The organism is Oceanococcus sp. HetDA_MAG_MS8, from assembly GCA_019192445.1.
In the GTDB taxonomy this organism is placed as follows: domain Bacteria; phylum Pseudomonadota; class Gammaproteobacteria; order Nevskiales; family Oceanococcaceae; genus MS8.
The window spans coordinates 669768-683782 of record JAHCMK010000001.1 but is presented as its reverse complement, the minus strand read 5'-3'; the positions used below and the strand labels follow the sequence as shown (position 1 = coordinate 683782).

The following is a 14015-nucleotide window of genomic DNA, read 5'->3' as shown; positions in this document are numbered from 1 at the left end:
TTGAGGACTGACGAAAGTTTCATGGGACGAATGATACCGACACTGCAACTCTCCGGCACCAGCCGGTTTTGTTTGTTGATGGGCTTGGTCATTGTTTTGGCCCAAAGTGGAGGGCAGGCCGCCTTGGAATTACTGCGCTGGGACCGCGCTGCTTTGGCAGAGTTCGATTGGTGGCGGCTCTGGACGGGGCACCTTATCCATGCCAGCTGGCCGCACGTGGGCTTGAACCTTATGGGGCTAGTGCTTATTGCTTGGTTGTTTCCGGAACCTCGAACGCTGCTTGAGCAGTTTTTGCGCTTTGCATGGTTGGCGCTATTTATCAGCCTGGCGATGTTCAGCCTGCCGGGTTTGGGTTGGTACGTGGGCTTGTCCGGGGTGCTGCATGGAAGTTTCGTCTTTGGTCTGTGGTGGTTGTGGCGCAGTGGAGATCGGTTAGCCTTGCTGCTGCTGCTGGGCTTGCTCTTCAAGCTGGGTTGGGAACATTTTCAGGGGCCGTTGACCAGCGATGAGGACTTGGTAGGCGTTCCGGTATTAACCCAGGCACATAGCTTTGGCGCTATTGGCGCCGGTATTTGGCTGTTGGTCCAGGCGGCTATGAATTCATGCATACAGGGAGATTCATCGACATGACGGGCTTTGCCATGCTGTTCCCCGGACAGGGGTCGCAACGAGTCGGCATGCTCAAAGATTGGGCTGAGCGCTACACATGTGTGCGTGAGCTCATTGAAGAAGCAGATAGCATCTTGCGGCGTCCCCTCAGCACTTTGATGGGGCAGGGTCCCAGCTGCGAGTTGGATCAAACCCAGAACACCCAGCCGGCGATGTTGCTGGCGGATGTGGCCTTGTGGCGGGTGTGGTTGGAAGAAGGCGGCGCACAACCTGCGGTCGTCGCAGGCCACTCCTTGGGCGAGTATGCGGCGGCAGTCGCTGCGGGCGTGCTGGAGTTCGCCGCGGCGCTCCGTATCGTGGCCGTCCGGGCCCGCGCCATGCAGGAGGCCGTACCCAAAGGCACTGGCGCCATGGCCGCTGTGGTGGGCTTAGACGCTGCCCGCGTAGAGCAGCTCTGCGCCGCGCACAGTGCCGGGATCGTGGACGCGGTGAACATGAATGCGCCGACGCAAGTGGTTATTGCCGGGGAGGTTGCCGCTGTGGACGCCGTGTGCAGCGCAGCCAAAGACGCGGGTGCCCGAATGGCGCGGCGGCTGCCAGTCAGCGTGCCCGCCCATAGTCGACTGATGCGCACCGCCCGAGGCCCGCTAGAGGCAGCCTTTGCCGAAGAGAGCTGGTCCGATTCGCATTACCCGCTCTTACATAATGTTGACGCTCAGGTGCGGCAGGGAACCGCGAATGTTCAGGCCGCGTTGTTGGATCAGGTGCATTCACCAGTGCAGTGGGTACGCACTCAGCAGCGCATCCAGGCAGACTTTGGTTGTGCTCGGGCCCTGGAATGTGGCCCTGGCAATGTGTTGGCTGGCCTGGGGCGTCGCAGTGGCGTAGAGCTGGCCGTTCAGGCATTTCCGGCGCCAGAGGGGCTAGCGGAAAGCATGCAATGGGTACAGGGACAGTAATGATTCCGGCCCTAGGGCGGGCCGGTCTTTTTAGGGGGATCAGTGATGACTGAACAAAGATCAGCGCTAGTAACCGGCGCGACGCGTGGCATTGGCGCTGCCATTGCGAATGCCTTGCAGGACGCTGGCTATATGGTGGTAGGGACGGCGACTTCAGCACACGGGGCCCAAGCCATCACGGAGCGAGGCCTCAAAGGCGCGGTGCTCGATGTGTCTCAGCCGCAAAGCTTCCCGGACTTCGTCAAGGCCCATGGGCCATTTGCATGCATAGTTCATAACGCTGGGGTGACCCGCGATAACCTACTACTGCGCCTCGATGACGCTGCCATTGCTGAGGTGCTGCACACCAACCTGATCGGGGCAATATCCCTCACGCGGGCTTGCTTACGCGGCATGATGAAACAGCGGTTTGGCCGTGTGGTGTGCTTGGGCAGTGTGGTTGGGGCCGCCGGCAATGCCGGGCAAACCAACTATGCCGCTAGCAAGGCTGGCCTGGAGGGCTTTGCTCGCTCATTGGCGCGTGAGGTGGCCTCTAGGGAAATCACAGCTAACGTGGTTGCCCCAGGGTTTATTGATACGGACATGACCCGTGGTTTGTCCGAGGAACAGCGGCAAAGCTTGCTTGGTAGTATCCCCCTTGGTCGTTTGGGCCAGCCCGAGGATATTGCCGCCGCCGTCAGATTTTTATGCAGTGATGAGGCCGCATACATTACCGGCCAAACGCTGCATGTGAACGGCGGCATGTACATGGGTTAATACGGTTGTTTGCAGCCGAGTCGGCTGCAGCACACCGCGACCAAGGAATTACGCCAGACCTTCGCCTAAGTCCTATACAATGCCGGGCGTCGGGGGAGTCCCCAGGGAGATTGAAAACTGTCATGAGCAACACTGCAGAACGCGTTAAGAAAATCATCGCCGAACAACTCAGCGTCGAGATCGACAAAATCACCGCGGACGCTAAGTTCGTCGATGATCTTGGGGCAGACTCTTTGGACACAGTCGAGTTGGTCATGGCTTTGGAAGAAGAGTTCGAGATTGATATTCCGGACGAGGAAGCCGAGAAGATCGTGACCTTCCAGGATGTACTGAATTACATCCAAGCTAACGCCAGCGACGAGGCCTAAGCGCCTCAATTGGGGCGTAAAGCAGGCGGCCGGCAATGCAGCAGCGGCGGGTAGTAGTCACAGGCCTAGGGGCGATTACGCCTTTGGGCAACACTGTTGAACAAACCTGGGAAGGACTGTTAGCTGGGCGTAGCGGCATCGGCCCCATTCAAGCTTGGGAGCCAGAGGGTTACACCACGACCATTGCCGGAGAAATCCGAGACTTTGATCCGGTGCCCTATTTTGGCAGCCCTAAAGAAGCCCGTAAGTGTGATCCCTTCATCCACTATGGCGTGGCAGCGTCTGTAGACGCTCTCAAGCACGCAGGACTGGAAATCACCGAGGCCAATGCAGACCGTATCGGCGTGCACGTGGGCAGCGGTATTGGCGGGATCGGAACTATCGAAGACACCGTGCGCAATATGGTGCGCACGGGCTCTGTGAAGCGGGTGTCGCCGTTTTTTGTTCCTTCGAGCATCATCAATATGATCTCGGGCAACATCTCAATTCTTACCGGTGCTCGTGGTCCGAATTTGGCTACGGTGACAGCCTGTACCACCGGCGCTCATTCCATTGGCATCTCAGCCCGATTAATTGCTGCTGGCGATGCGGATGTCATGATTGCAGGTGGTGCTGAACGGGGCTCAAGCCCGGCCGGTATGGCGGGTTTTTGCGCGGCGCGTGCTTTGAGTACGCAGAATGATTCGCCGCAAACAGCGTCTCGGCCTTTTGATCAGAATCGCGATGGCTTTGTGCTCAGTGATGGCGCTGGCGTGATGGTCTTGGAGTCCTTGGAGCACGCGCAGGCACGCGGCGCCACAATTCATGCAGAGCTAGTGGGCTTTGGGATGAGTGGCGATGCGTATCACATCACCTCGCCGCGCGAGGACGGCAGCGGTGCGGCCCAATGCATGCGTAATGCCTTGCGCGACGCCGCTTTAGACCCCTCTGATGTGCAATACATTAACGCCCACGGAACATCGACCCAGGCCGGCGACAAGGCGGAAATTGCGGCCATCAAAACGGTGTTCGGGTCCGCAGCGCAGGCCTTGGCAGTGAGTTCTACCAAGTCCATGACTGGGCACTTATTAGGCGCTGCAGGTGGCCTAGAGGCTGTCCTCAGCGTGCTCTGCCTGCGTGATCAGGTGGCACCGCCCACCATTAACTTGGACCAGCCAGACCCAGCCTGTGATCTGGATCTAGTGCCGCATCAGGCTCGTTCAATGTCCATTGAACATGTGCTCTCTAATTCCTTTGGTTTCGGCGGAACCAACGGCACCCTAATCTTCAAGCGTTACTCAGCCTAGGCTGAGGACCGAAGCTGTTGCTTGCATGTGCTTAGCAAGAATGCGTGTGCGCGATTTGGTTAGCTTCAGCGCGCTCATTGGGGATGTGCGCCAAGCTCCAGCGCGGGGCGCTGACTGGTGCGGCCGTTTCGGGACGCGTCAGCCCCGCAAACAACAGCCCCGATGAACCAGCCGAGTTTGCTGCGGTTGCAGCAAAGCGCCCCCGAAGAGTTCCCGGCCCTGCTAAGCACTGCGGCTCCTGGGCAGCCAGCAGAGCACTTGCTGTTTTCGGCCGTGGATGCGCCAGTCATCTGTGCCGATGCGGCCGAGTTAAGCGCGGCGCTTGAACGCTTGCAATGGCGGGCGCAGCCAAACAATCAGCTGCATCCAGAGCCTGGGGATGAAGGTTGGTTGGTGTATCTCAGCTATGAGGCAGCGGCAGCTTTCGTGCCCGCGGGGCGTCTACAGATGCTGCCAACAGCGCCCCTTCCTGTGGCTGTATTACAGCGCGTGCGCTTGGCCCAACGTCGGCGCGAAGTCGTACCTGATCCTTACGTATCTGAAGATGTGGTGCCTACACAGCATTGGATCGAAGAAGATCCCCAGCAATTCTTGTCGGGTTTTGATCGCATTCAGTCATACCTCAGGGCCGGGGATGTCTACCAGGTCAACCTGAGCCGGCGCTGGAACACCACGACATCGATGGCGGGTGAACGCATTTACCAGAAGCTTCTCAGCGCCAATGCCGCACCCTTTGCGGCGCGCGCTATCTTTCCAGATTTTGAGGTGATTTCTTCGTCGCCCGAGCGCTTGTTTGAAGCCCGCGGCCTGCGGATTCGCACCCAACCCATTGCAGGAACGCGTCCGCGCGGGGCAACCCCGGCCGAGGATGCGCGCTTTCGGTCAGAACTTCATGCGCACCCCAAAGAGCGGGCCGAGCACATCATGTTGGTGGACTTGGAGCGCAACGACCTGGGGCGGGTATGCCAAGCGGGTAGTGTTCAGGTTGAGCGTCTGCTTGCCGTCGAGCCTTACGCTAGCGTGCAGCATTTGGTGAGTGATGTTAGCGGCGCGTTGCGGCCGGGGACATCCTTGGCCGACATTCTGCAGGCCGTTTTCCCCGGTGGAACCATTACTGGGTGCCCCAAAATTCGTTGCATGCAAATATTGACTGAGCTGGAGGCCACCCCCCGCCATGCCTACACCGGTAGCTTGGGATATTGCATGGATAAGGGCGCGGTTGACTTCAATATCCTGATCCGGACTCTGCTCAAAACCCCGCAGCGCTTGCACCTCAGCGCTGGCGGTGGGATTGTGGTGTCTTCACAAGCACAGGCTGAGCTGGAAGAAACACGCGCAAAGGCGCGAGGAGTTATCGCAGCCTTGGCCAGGAGCGGCGCGCCATGAGTATGTTGTTATTCGATTTGCAGGGACAGCCCGCAAGCTGGCCGGAAACAGATCGCAGTTGGCAGTTTGGTGATGGGGTGTTCAGAACCGCCAGCGTGCGCGATGGCAAAGTTCATGACCTTGTCAGTCAGATTTTGCATTTGTTGGACGATGCCCGACACCTAGAGCTGACACCACTGCCCGAGGCTGAACATCTGGCCGAGGTGACCAAGTCTTTGGTTCGAGGCCACGCTCGCGCGCGTCTGAAGTGGGTGATTAGCGGCGGCGATGCGCCCGGAGGCTATGTGCGCACGGGAGAGCCGCGGGTGCGAATCGCCCTTATGCCAATGCCGGAAGAGTACCAGCCGCCGCAGATGTTCCAGTCGTGGGTTTGCCGCACAACCTTGGCTGAGCAGCCCCGTTTGGCTGGCGTTAAACATCTCAACCGCTTAGAACAAACCTTGGCGCGCGCGGAGCACGACCCGGTGCATTATCCCGAAGGCCTCATGCTGGATATTCACGGCTGTTTGAGCTGTGGGATTTCCTCCAACGTGTTCTGGCGTTTGCCGCAGGGGCGCATTTACACCCATCCATTACTCCATTGCGGCGTGCGCGGACACACCCGCGCTCGTCTGCTGCGTTGGTTGGAGGAGCAAGGAAGCAAGGTGCACCTCGAGGCTTGGCCTATGGCCGATATTCTCAGCCAGGCCGAAGAATTGGTAGTGATGAATGCGCTGTGGGGGCCGGTGAATGTGGGCCAATGCGGCAGCTGGACCAGCCGGGACTCGCGCGTTCAGGAGTGGCGACAGGGCTTGGGTTTTGAGCCCTTAGGGGACCAAGGCGCAATGCGACGATGAAGCGTGCGGGGATTCTGTGTGTAGCCCTGGTCGTCTGTCTTGGCCTCGCCGGGGGCATACACCAACTTTGGCGTTTTTCTGAGGTCCTGCGTGACCCCTTGAATATTTCTGAGGAGCATCGTTGGGAATTGGTCTCGGGTTCCACATTGCAAGGCACCTTGCAGCAGTGGCGGAGTCAGGGTTGGATGGAATGGCCGAAGACAGGTGACTGGCTGCTGAAGCTGGCTCTGCGTTGGCAGCCTGAATGGGCACAGTGGCAGGCTGGGGTCTACACTCTCGCGCCGGGGCAGAGCCCCTTGGAGATAGCGCAGGACTTCCGCCAAGGCGAGGTTGCGCGCACACGTTTGACGCTGATTGAAGGCCAAACCCTGAGGGAACTTCGCGCAATGCTGGAACAACATCCAGACCTGCGCGACACCAGTTCCAAACTCAGTGCAAAAGAGCTGATGGTGGCGGTGGGTTATCCCGAGCGCACTGCTGAAGGCGCCTTTCTGCCGGAAACCTATCAGGTGTCCGTTGGCACCGGCAGTTTGGCGGTACTACAAATCATGGCAGATGCTCTGGACCAAGCCGCTTATGCAGCGTGGTCAGGGCGTCATCCTGACTTGCCGCTGGACAGCGTTCAGGAACTGATTATCTTGGCGTCGATCATCGAAAAAGAAACAGCTGTTGCGGCAGAACGCGACCAAGTCGCTGGGGTATTTGCGCGGCGGCTCAATAAGGGTATGCGGCTGCAAACAGACCCGACTGTGATCTACGGGTTGGGGGACTCTTTTGACGGGAATATCACGCGTAAGCACCTGCGCACAGATACGCCCTGGAACACCTACACCCGGCACGGCCTACCTCTCACGCCCATCTGCATGCCCAGTGCTGCGGCATTGCAGGCGGCTGCCCAGCCGGCTGCAGGAGAGGCCTTGTATTTTGTGGCGGATGGCCGCGGTGGACATGTGTTTAGTCGCACGCTCGAGGAGCACCAGCGTGCCGTGCGCGCCTACATCCGCTACCAGCGAGGCAGCTAATTCAGATGGCGAGACGCGGACTTTTTGTTGTTTTTGAAGGGGCGGACGGCAGCGGCAAGAGCACCGCATTGGCTGCCGTTGCCGAGGGCTTACGTCAGGCTCACCAAACCGTCACCACAACCCGAGAGCCGGGGGGGACGCCTATAGCGGAGAAAATTCGAGACCTTTGCCTGAGTGAGGGCCTCAGCGAGGCTGGGGCGTGGACTCAGCTGATGCTGATGACAGCGGCTCGTTTGGACCATGCTAGTGCCCTGATTGAACCACGCCTGGAGGCGGGGGAGATTGTGCTCTGTGATCGTTACATCGACAGCACCATGGTCTACCAAGGGCGCTTGGGTGGGTTGAACCTGAGCAAAATTGAGGCTCTTTACGCCCAGCTTCCTTTGCCACAGCCTGATCTACGCCTGTTTTTGGAGTTGGACGCGCAAACGGCGTGGTCGAGATTACAAGCGCGCACCGACAATAATCATATGGACGCCAGCAGTCAGGTGCGTTGGCAACAGGTTGCTACGGCCTATGCCAAGCAGTTTGCTGCACAGCCCGCTAAGCTGGTGCGCATTGATGCGGCAGCCTCGCCTGAGCAGGTTGCCTCGGCTTGTCTGACAGCAATTCTTAGCCATGTATGACCTTGCGCAGTTGCCCCCCTGGCTCAGGCCGGTTTGGCAGCGTCTACAACAGCTCAGCGCCAAGCCTCCAGCGGCATTGTTGCTGTCTAGCGCGCAAAATGGCGATGCCCATGCTTTGGCCACACCTTTGTTGTCGGCCATTTTATGTACTGCTGATGTGACTGAGCGCCCATGTGGGCAGTGCCGGGATTGTCGTGAGGTTGCTGCCGGCACCCATCCGGATCTTAAACACCTTCAACGACCTGAGGACAAGCGCGAGATTGTTGTAGATCAGATCCGCCAGGCCTCGCAATGGTCCACGAAGACGGCGCGTGCTGGGCGTCGCGTTCTCTACATTCAACATGCTGATGAGTTGAACCGCAGCGCTGCGAATGCGTTTCTGAAAACCCTGGAAGAGCCGGCTTTGGGTTTATGTATCGTCTTGAGCACGCGCCAGTGGCATCGCCTTCCGCAAACCATTCGTAGCCGCTGTGTACGCATTGATGTGCCGGCACCTGGCAAGCAGGTGTTTGTGGGTTGGGCTCAGCAACAGGGCTGGTCGAGCACACGCATTCAAGATGCGTTGGAATGGGCGCCAGGTGATGCTTTGGCCGCAGCGCAGCTGTCTGAGCAGACGCAGGAGACATTGGCTCGGTGGCGGCAAGCGTGGCGGCGCGGTGTAGAGCAGGGCGATACCTTCGAGGCGGCGGCTATGTTCGATGCAGATGATTGGCCGCTGGCGCTACGCTGGTTGCAGCGCCGCACCTTGGAATGGGCGCGCAGCGGAGCCGCCGCCGTGCTGGAGGAAGCCTGGACGGCCATGCTGCGTCAAAGACGCGGCGAAGCCATCGCCACGAATCGCTTGTTGAGCATTGAAGCGCTGATTATCCTGCTGCGACGTGCCCACCAAAAACAGCCCTTTGCCATGGAGACGGCAGCATGAGCCAACCCGGCATTCTGACTTTGCACATTAAAGAGAAGCAGGCCTTGCAGCATGCTTACATGCCCTTTGTGCAGAACGGGGGGCTATTTATTCCCACCGCCAAAAACTACAAGCTAGGCGATGAGGTCTTTATTTTGCTCAGCCTGCTGGAGGATAAAGAGCGTTTGCCGGTGGCAGCTAAGGTGGTGTGGATTACGCCTCGGGGCGCGCAGAATCAGCGCCAGCAAGGAATAGGCGTGCAATTCTCCCCACAAGACTCCGGCGAGACTCAAAAGCGCATTGAAACGGCCTTGGCCGGCATGAAAGACCCGGAGCGGCCCACGCACACCATGTAGGGGCTGGCCGCTTAAGCGTCGGCCATAGCACGCGTTTTGAGCACGCGTCGGGCGCAGGCCTCGCCAGAGCGCATGCTGCCCACAACACCATGGCCAGCACGGGTGGAGGCTCCCGCCAAAAACAGTCCAGGAATGGGACCAGAGTAACCCGGTCTGGCACCCATAAACTGGTCGGGAGTGGCAGCAAGGCCATATCCGGTCCCTGCGGTAGCCCTGGTGTAGCGACCATGCGATAGAGGGGTCGCAGACTCTGCAAAGCTCACATTGGCTGCGGACCCTGGGAAGAGCCGGTCCAAACGCGCAATGAGGTCATCCTGAATACGTTCTTTGTGGGCCTGATATGTCGCGCTTTTTTTGTATTTCCAGTTATCGATCTGGTCAGCCTCGGCACCCCATAAAGAGGGGTCACCTGGCAGTACCGTCATCACTTCCACGCTGTCTTCACCTGCAGGGGCATGATGGGGCGTGTGTGGGTCCTTCAGCGTTGCTGCGGTGATGTAGCAGCCGCGAGGGCGCAGGTCGGTGGCGGCGTAGAAGCCTTCCATGTCGTAGCCATCAAACTGCCAGTAATTGGCATTACGCATGCCTCGGCTGCGCATGTCGCCTTTAACGTTCAAACAGCAAATAAACAAAGCTGCAGCCATCTTCATGTCGTTCGCGGCGTGCGGCCAGCTTTGCACGGCCGTTTGTTGATCCTGAGGCATCAGCTCGGTGAGGGTTCGCGGCAAGTCGGCATTGCTGATGACCTGTTCTGCCCGAACCTCAAATTGCTGGCCTTTGTACATTTCGGTGCGCACGCCGACGGCGCGGCCGCCTTCGACCAAGATAGACTCGATGCCTCGGCGCAAATGCACACTGCCGCCTTCCGCTTCGATTTTCTGCGCCAGTTTATCGGCGATGACCTGACCACCACCACGCGGGTAATAAGCGCCACTGAAGTAATGGTTCACCAAGCCAGCATGCAGTAAAGCACTGACCTGACTGGGGGGCAGGCCATAATCGCCGCTTTGCCCGGCAATGACCGCGCGCAGAGCCGGATTTTGGGTGCACTGGTCGAGGACATCGGCCAGGGTGGATTGCATATGTCTGCTGACCATCCGGCCTTGGGTGACGGCCGTCCATGCCATTTGCCAGCGGGAGGGCTTGGCTGCCATCAGACCCATCATGGTCTCGACTTCGTCCAAGAAGCGGATGTAGCGATCGATGCCGCGTTTGTCTTCGGGGAAAGTATCGAGCAAACGCTGACGATAAGCCGCGCGGCCAACCGGAATCCGAAACTCTAAATCTGGGAAGACCAAGGTATCGAAGCCATCGGGGTCCAGGGGTTCGTACACCATGTCCTCAATGCCTAGGCTTTGCAGCATCTGAGGAATGGCTCCGTCGGGCTGACAGTCGCCAATGTAATGCAGGCCAATATCGAAGTTGCGCCGGCTACGTGGACCACCCCGGGAAAACATGGTGCAGCAGCCGCCAGCCACGTAGTGCTGGTCGAAAACTGCAACCTTCATGCCTTCTTGACTGAGTTTGGCGCCGGCCATCAAGCCACCCAATCCCGCTCCAATAATGGCGACGTCGACTTGTGCCGGAGGCTGTGCTTTTACTCGGCGCTTCGTCGCATGCGTGGGATCGTAATCAGTGTGTGCAGTGGCCATAACGGCTCCGTTAATCTCCTCAATGGCGCACACTATAGTGGCTTGGCAACCCTGCCGTTGAATCCTTCACACCCCCGCGGAGAGGCTATGACCGTCGCAGAGGCGATTTATCTCGTAGGCATGGTGGCCGTTGCCAGCATGGCTGGCGCCGCTGTTCTGGAAGCGGGACGCAAGTCTTTTGACATGTTCGGCATGGTGGTCATTGGCATGGCGGGTGCCTTAGGGGGCGGGACGGTGCGTGACCTGCTCTTGGATCGCACCGTGTTTTGGGTCGCAGATGTTGTGTATGTCTGGGTGTCGGTGATTGCAGCCTTGGGCACCTTCTTTGCGGCACGCCTTTGGCGCTTACCGGCGGCCATCTTCGTTTGGCCGGATGCCCTCGGTTTAGCCTTGTTTGGCGTGCTGGGCACTAGAACCGCCTTACTTCTTGGGGTCGATCCTCTGATCGCGGCCATGATGGGCGTAATTACCGGGGTGATGGGCGGCGTGATCCGCGATGTGCTTTGCAACGAAGAGCCATTGGTATTTCAGGGGCCCTTGTACGCGACGAATGCCTTGGTGGGAACATTGCTCTATACCCAGCTGCGGCAGTTATCCTGGCCGCCTGGTTATGCCGAAACCATCTGCGGTTTACTCATATTTTGTCTTCGGGCTGTGTCACTGCGGCGCGGCTGGGAGTTACCCCGATTTCGCAGCCGAGGATAAGCCTGCATGTCCAGCGAAGGTGTGACGCGACTGCGTTCAGATTTCAATCGCCGAGAAGTGGTTCTGCCGGAAGACTACCAATGGGTGGACTCTCCTATGCCTGGCGTTGAGAGAATGATGTTGGATCGCATTGGCGACGAAGTGGCCAGGGCCACCTCCATCGTGCGATACGCACCAAACAGTACTTTTAGCCCCCATCGTCATGGAGGGGGCGAGGAGTTTTTGGTACTCGAGGGTGTGTTTGCCGATGAGCATGCGCGATACCCCGCTGGGAGCTACGTGCGCAACCCCATTGGCACTGCACATCAACCGCAGATAGGCGAAGAGGGCGCGGTGATCTTCGTGAAGCTGCACCAGTTTTCGCAGGATGATCAGGCGCCTGTTCACATCAACACGCGCGAGCAGCAATTTCGACCAGGGCTGGTTGAAGGCTTGGAAGTTCTGGCTCTGCACGACTTCAAGGCAGAGCATGTGGCTTTGGTTCGCTGGGCTCCGCACACCCAATTCTCCCAGCATCGTCACTGGGGCGGCGAAGAGATCTTGGTGCTGGAGGGAACTTGGTATGACGAGCATGGGGCTTATCCGGCTGGCAGCTGGATTCGCAGCCCTCATGGCAGTGTGCATCAGCCCTTTACTCTAGACGCCCCCGCCCTGATTTACGTGAAGGTTGGTCATCTGCCACCGCCTTAGTTGTGCGGCTGGCCTTGTTTGCCGCGTTATCGGTTTAGGTGCCAGGCAGCAGCCCTGGTAGAAGACCCGTTTGCTCTCCTTGTTCCAAGGTGGCTTCGAGGCAGCGCTGGAATAGCTCGGCCGCATTGTCCGGAGCTTGCTCGAGTTGCTCCGGATAGCAGTATGCCCCCACGGGCTGATAGTCGGCCATAACCTCTTCAATCGCTGTGCCTTGGGGCACATTCTGGATAGCTTGGTCAAAGCCTGGGTTTGGCAGCATATGGCGATAAATGATCAAGCCATCGGGGAAGGGGCCCCAAGGAAGCCAGGTAATGCCGTTCTCGCGAGTCGCCCACTGGGGACGATCGGCCGGGTCCGTGACCATGACTGTGAAGAAACCCTGTTCGTCGATGGCGGTTTGGTCATCACGGGCGCAGGCCACAAATCGCTGGGTTGCGAACTCGTTTTGGCAAACCGACCAATAGCGCATTTGCTCCTGGTTCCAAGTAAGGCCTGGGGCGCCGCGCCAGCTGGGAGCCCTGGCGCGCACCATATAGTGGCTGCCAAAGTAGCGCGAGAACGGCACCGATATATAAGCATTATGGATATTGCTTAAGAATCCACCGCCGCCACTCAGCGGTAAACCGCTGGGCTGTTCCCCTAACGGAATGCCCAGAAGGTTGCCGGCAATATTCAGCAAGGTTGTGGGCAGGCCGTAGAACACCTGGGAGCGTGGCGGCATGACCGCGGTAGGGAAGTTGATGAGTCCCAGCAGTTCATCGGGTAGGTCCAGCCCCAGTAATACTCCATTGAGGCCTGGGTCGGGAACATTACCGCCCAATGTCGGAACCGCCGGCTCATCGCAGTCCGCAAAGGGCACGAGCTCCTGCGCCCCATCCGTGGTCTCCAAAGTCAGTACGGGCAGACCGACTCCACCGTCAAACGCAAAGCCAGCTTCGGGGACATAGCTACGATAAAAAATAGCCGTCCCTACGGGGTTTGGTAGGGCGTTATCTCCAGAAGGAATAGCTCCTGAATACAGAGTATTCGGCGCCGGTTGCTCGGGTTTGGCGGTGAATTCCAAGTAAGCGGTGTAGCCGCCGCCTAAGGGTGCCTTGGGGTTGATAAACGGGTTATCGAGGTTGTCATTTGCAAGCAGCTCCTCATCAGCCAAAGCGTCCACAGGGCGTAAGAGGGGGTCATACACGTTGAAAGAGAAGTAGCGCATATGGCCAAAGCGACCATCAATTCGCAGCCGGGCACCGGGGACATGGGGCAGGATGGCAACCCAGTACTTGGCCGATTCGTCGGGGAAGGCCACATTAGTGACGTTGATGTCTGAGGCGACTTGCCATCCGCAGCCTAAACCTCCGGGGAACTTGGGGCGCTGCGGGCGATTGTCTGGTAAATCGGCGGGACGATCATCGGAATCGGTGGCCGCAGAGATATCCATGGTCAATGGCAAAGTGGCTGCCTCCTGGGTGCACGCAGCCATTGAGCCCAACAAGGCGGGCACCACAGCCAGGCCAAGCCGACTCCACGCATGGGAACGGCGCGAAACCATCGCCGGGATAGGCATAACTTTGTCTCCTCGTTGACTCTGGCAGCTTGGCGGGCTACTACAAATAACGGCGCGCCAAATCACTGCATATTCGATGTTAAGTCATGACCGCAGCTGTGTCATGGCATTTCAGCCGGCCTGCTGAAGCAAAACGAGCCATGCATAAAGCACCAGAATGGTGGGTACACCCTCGCTAGACCAAGTGCGCAGGCCCCCGGCATGGACCCCAAGCCGCTGAACCACTAAAATTCGCGCACCCGATTCGTGTGCCTTTGGCTCGCGCTGGTTCGCAGCGCAGAGCCGCGTCGTGCAAACGACCTGAG

General features: G+C 58.8%; 15 protein-coding genes. 13 read left to right on the top strand and 2 right to left on the bottom strand.

Annotated features, from left to right (window positions below; all coding sequences use genetic code 11):
* Positions 1-21 precede the first annotated feature (21 nt).
* The 11 genes from rrtA (at position 22) to KI787_02765 (ending at position 9105) form a co-directional block, all read left to right on the top strand.
* Positions 22-630 (top strand): rhombosortase, encoded by a 609-nt coding sequence (rrtA, locus tag KI787_02815; GenBank protein MBV6628862.1) that lies wholly within the window; start codon positions 22-24, stop codon positions 628-630.
* On the top strand, positions 627-1568 hold the full coding sequence (gene fabD / locus KI787_02810; protein MBV6628861.1) for an ACP S-malonyltransferase: 942 nt from the start codon (positions 627-629) through the stop codon (positions 1566-1568). Before rrtA ends, fabD begins: the two co-directional genes overlap by 4 nt.
* 45 nt (positions 1569-1613) lie before the next feature.
* Positions 1614-2324 carry a 3-oxoacyl-ACP reductase FabG gene (gene fabG, locus KI787_02805; GenBank protein ID MBV6628860.1) on the top strand — a complete coding sequence of 237 codons (711 nt, stop codon included), beginning with the start codon at positions 1614-1616 and terminating at the stop codon, positions 2322-2324.
* Positions 2325-2446: 122 nt separating this feature from the next.
* Positions 2447-2692, top strand: a complete 246-nt coding sequence (acpP, locus tag KI787_02800) for an acyl carrier protein (protein ID MBV6628859.1) — start codon at positions 2447-2449, stop codon at positions 2690-2692.
* Positions 2693-2727: 35 nt separating this feature from the next.
* Complete coding sequence (gene fabF, locus KI787_02795) at positions 2728-3978, top strand: beta-ketoacyl-ACP synthase II (protein ID MBV6628858.1); 1251 nt, start codon at positions 2728-2730, stop codon at positions 3976-3978.
* A gap of 162 nt (positions 3979-4140) precedes the next feature.
* Entirely contained in the window at positions 4141-5364 is a 1224-nt protein-coding gene (locus tag KI787_02790) for a chorismate-binding protein (protein MBV6628857.1), read from the top strand.
* Positions 5361-6200, top strand: a complete 840-nt coding sequence (locus KI787_02785; protein MBV6628856.1) for an aminotransferase class IV — start codon at positions 5361-5363, stop codon at positions 6198-6200. The genes KI787_02790 and KI787_02785 overlap by 4 nt, the downstream gene beginning before the upstream one ends.
* The gene (gene mltG / locus KI787_02780; GenBank protein ID MBV6628855.1) at positions 6197-7222 is read left to right on the top strand and encodes an endolytic transglycosylase MltG; all 1026 of its coding nucleotides are present in this window, start codon (positions 6197-6199) and stop codon (positions 7220-7222) included. The genes KI787_02785 and mltG overlap by 4 nt, the downstream gene beginning before the upstream one ends.
* A gap of 5 nt (positions 7223-7227) precedes the next feature.
* On the top strand, positions 7228-7848 hold the full coding sequence (gene tmk / locus KI787_02775; GenBank protein MBV6628854.1) for a dTMP kinase: 621 nt from the start codon (positions 7228-7230) through the stop codon (positions 7846-7848).
* Positions 7841-8770, top strand: a complete 930-nt coding sequence (locus tag KI787_02770; protein ID MBV6628853.1) for a hypothetical protein — start codon at positions 7841-7843, stop codon at positions 8768-8770. Before tmk ends, KI787_02770 begins: the two co-directional genes overlap by 8 nt.
* The gene (locus KI787_02765) at positions 8767-9105 is read left to right on the top strand and encodes a PilZ domain-containing protein (protein MBV6628852.1); all 339 of its coding nucleotides are present in this window, start codon (positions 8767-8769) and stop codon (positions 9103-9105) included. The genes KI787_02770 and KI787_02765 overlap by 4 nt, the downstream gene beginning before the upstream one ends.
* A gap of 11 nt (positions 9106-9116) precedes the next feature.
* Here KI787_02765 and KI787_02760 read toward each other — a convergent pair whose 3' ends face one another.
* Positions 9117-10757, bottom strand: coding sequence for an NAD(P)/FAD-dependent oxidoreductase (locus tag KI787_02760; GenBank protein ID MBV6628851.1), 1641 nt, complete (start codon positions 10755-10757; stop codon positions 9117-9119).
* Between the two features lie 87 nt (positions 10758-10844).
* Here KI787_02760 and KI787_02755 point away from each other — a divergent pair, with 87 nt between their 5' ends.
* Both KI787_02755 and KI787_02750 read left to right on the top strand, forming a co-directional pair.
* Positions 10845-11462 carry a trimeric intracellular cation channel family protein gene (locus tag KI787_02755; GenBank protein MBV6628850.1) on the top strand — a complete coding sequence of 206 codons (618 nt, stop codon included), beginning with the start codon at positions 10845-10847 and terminating at the stop codon, positions 11460-11462.
* A gap of 6 nt (positions 11463-11468) precedes the next feature.
* Entirely contained in the window at positions 11469-12152 is a 684-nt protein-coding gene (locus KI787_02750) for a cupin domain-containing protein (GenBank protein MBV6628849.1), read from the top strand.
* A gap of 34 nt (positions 12153-12186) precedes the next feature.
* On the opposite strand, the gene KI787_02745 is transcribed toward KI787_02750, so the two are convergent.
* Entirely contained in the window at positions 12187-13710 is a 1524-nt protein-coding gene (locus KI787_02745; protein MBV6628848.1) for a hypothetical protein, read from the bottom strand.
* Positions 13711-14015: the final 305 nt, after the last annotated feature.

Coding starts and splice junctions, on each gene's coding strand:
- rrtA (MBV6628862.1), top strand. CDS start 22: ATGGGACGAATGATACCGACACTGCAACTCTCCGGCACCAGCCGGTTT.
- fabD (MBV6628861.1), top strand. CDS start 627: ATGACGGGCTTTGCCATGCTGTTCCCCGGACAGGGGTCGCAACGAGTC.
- fabG (MBV6628860.1), top strand. CDS start 1,614: ATGACTGAACAAAGATCAGCGCTAGTAACCGGCGCGACGCGTGGCATT.
- acpP (MBV6628859.1), top strand. CDS start 2,447: ATGAGCAACACTGCAGAACGCGTTAAGAAAATCATCGCCGAACAACTC.
- fabF (MBV6628858.1), top strand. CDS start 2,728: ATGCAGCAGCGGCGGGTAGTAGTCACAGGCCTAGGGGCGATTACGCCT.
- KI787_02790 (MBV6628857.1), top strand. CDS start 4,141: ATGAACCAGCCGAGTTTGCTGCGGTTGCAGCAAAGCGCCCCCGAAGAG.
- KI787_02785 (MBV6628856.1), top strand. CDS start 5,361: ATGAGTATGTTGTTATTCGATTTGCAGGGACAGCCCGCAAGCTGGCCG.
- mltG (MBV6628855.1), top strand. CDS start 6,197: ATGAAGCGTGCGGGGATTCTGTGTGTAGCCCTGGTCGTCTGTCTTGGC.
- tmk (MBV6628854.1), top strand. CDS start 7,228: ATGGCGAGACGCGGACTTTTTGTTGTTTTTGAAGGGGCGGACGGCAGC.
- KI787_02770 (MBV6628853.1), top strand. CDS start 7,841: ATGTATGACCTTGCGCAGTTGCCCCCCTGGCTCAGGCCGGTTTGGCAG.
- KI787_02765 (MBV6628852.1), top strand. CDS start 8,767: ATGAGCCAACCCGGCATTCTGACTTTGCACATTAAAGAGAAGCAGGCC.
- KI787_02760 (MBV6628851.1), bottom strand. CDS start 10,757: ATGGCCACTGCACACACTGATTACGATCCCACGCATGCGACGAAGCGC.
- KI787_02755 (MBV6628850.1), top strand. CDS start 10,845: ATGACCGTCGCAGAGGCGATTTATCTCGTAGGCATGGTGGCCGTTGCC.
- KI787_02750 (MBV6628849.1), top strand. CDS start 11,469: ATGTCCAGCGAAGGTGTGACGCGACTGCGTTCAGATTTCAATCGCCGA.
- KI787_02745 (MBV6628848.1), bottom strand. CDS start 13,710: ATGCCTATCCCGGCGATGGTTTCGCGCCGTTCCCATGCGTGGAGTCGG.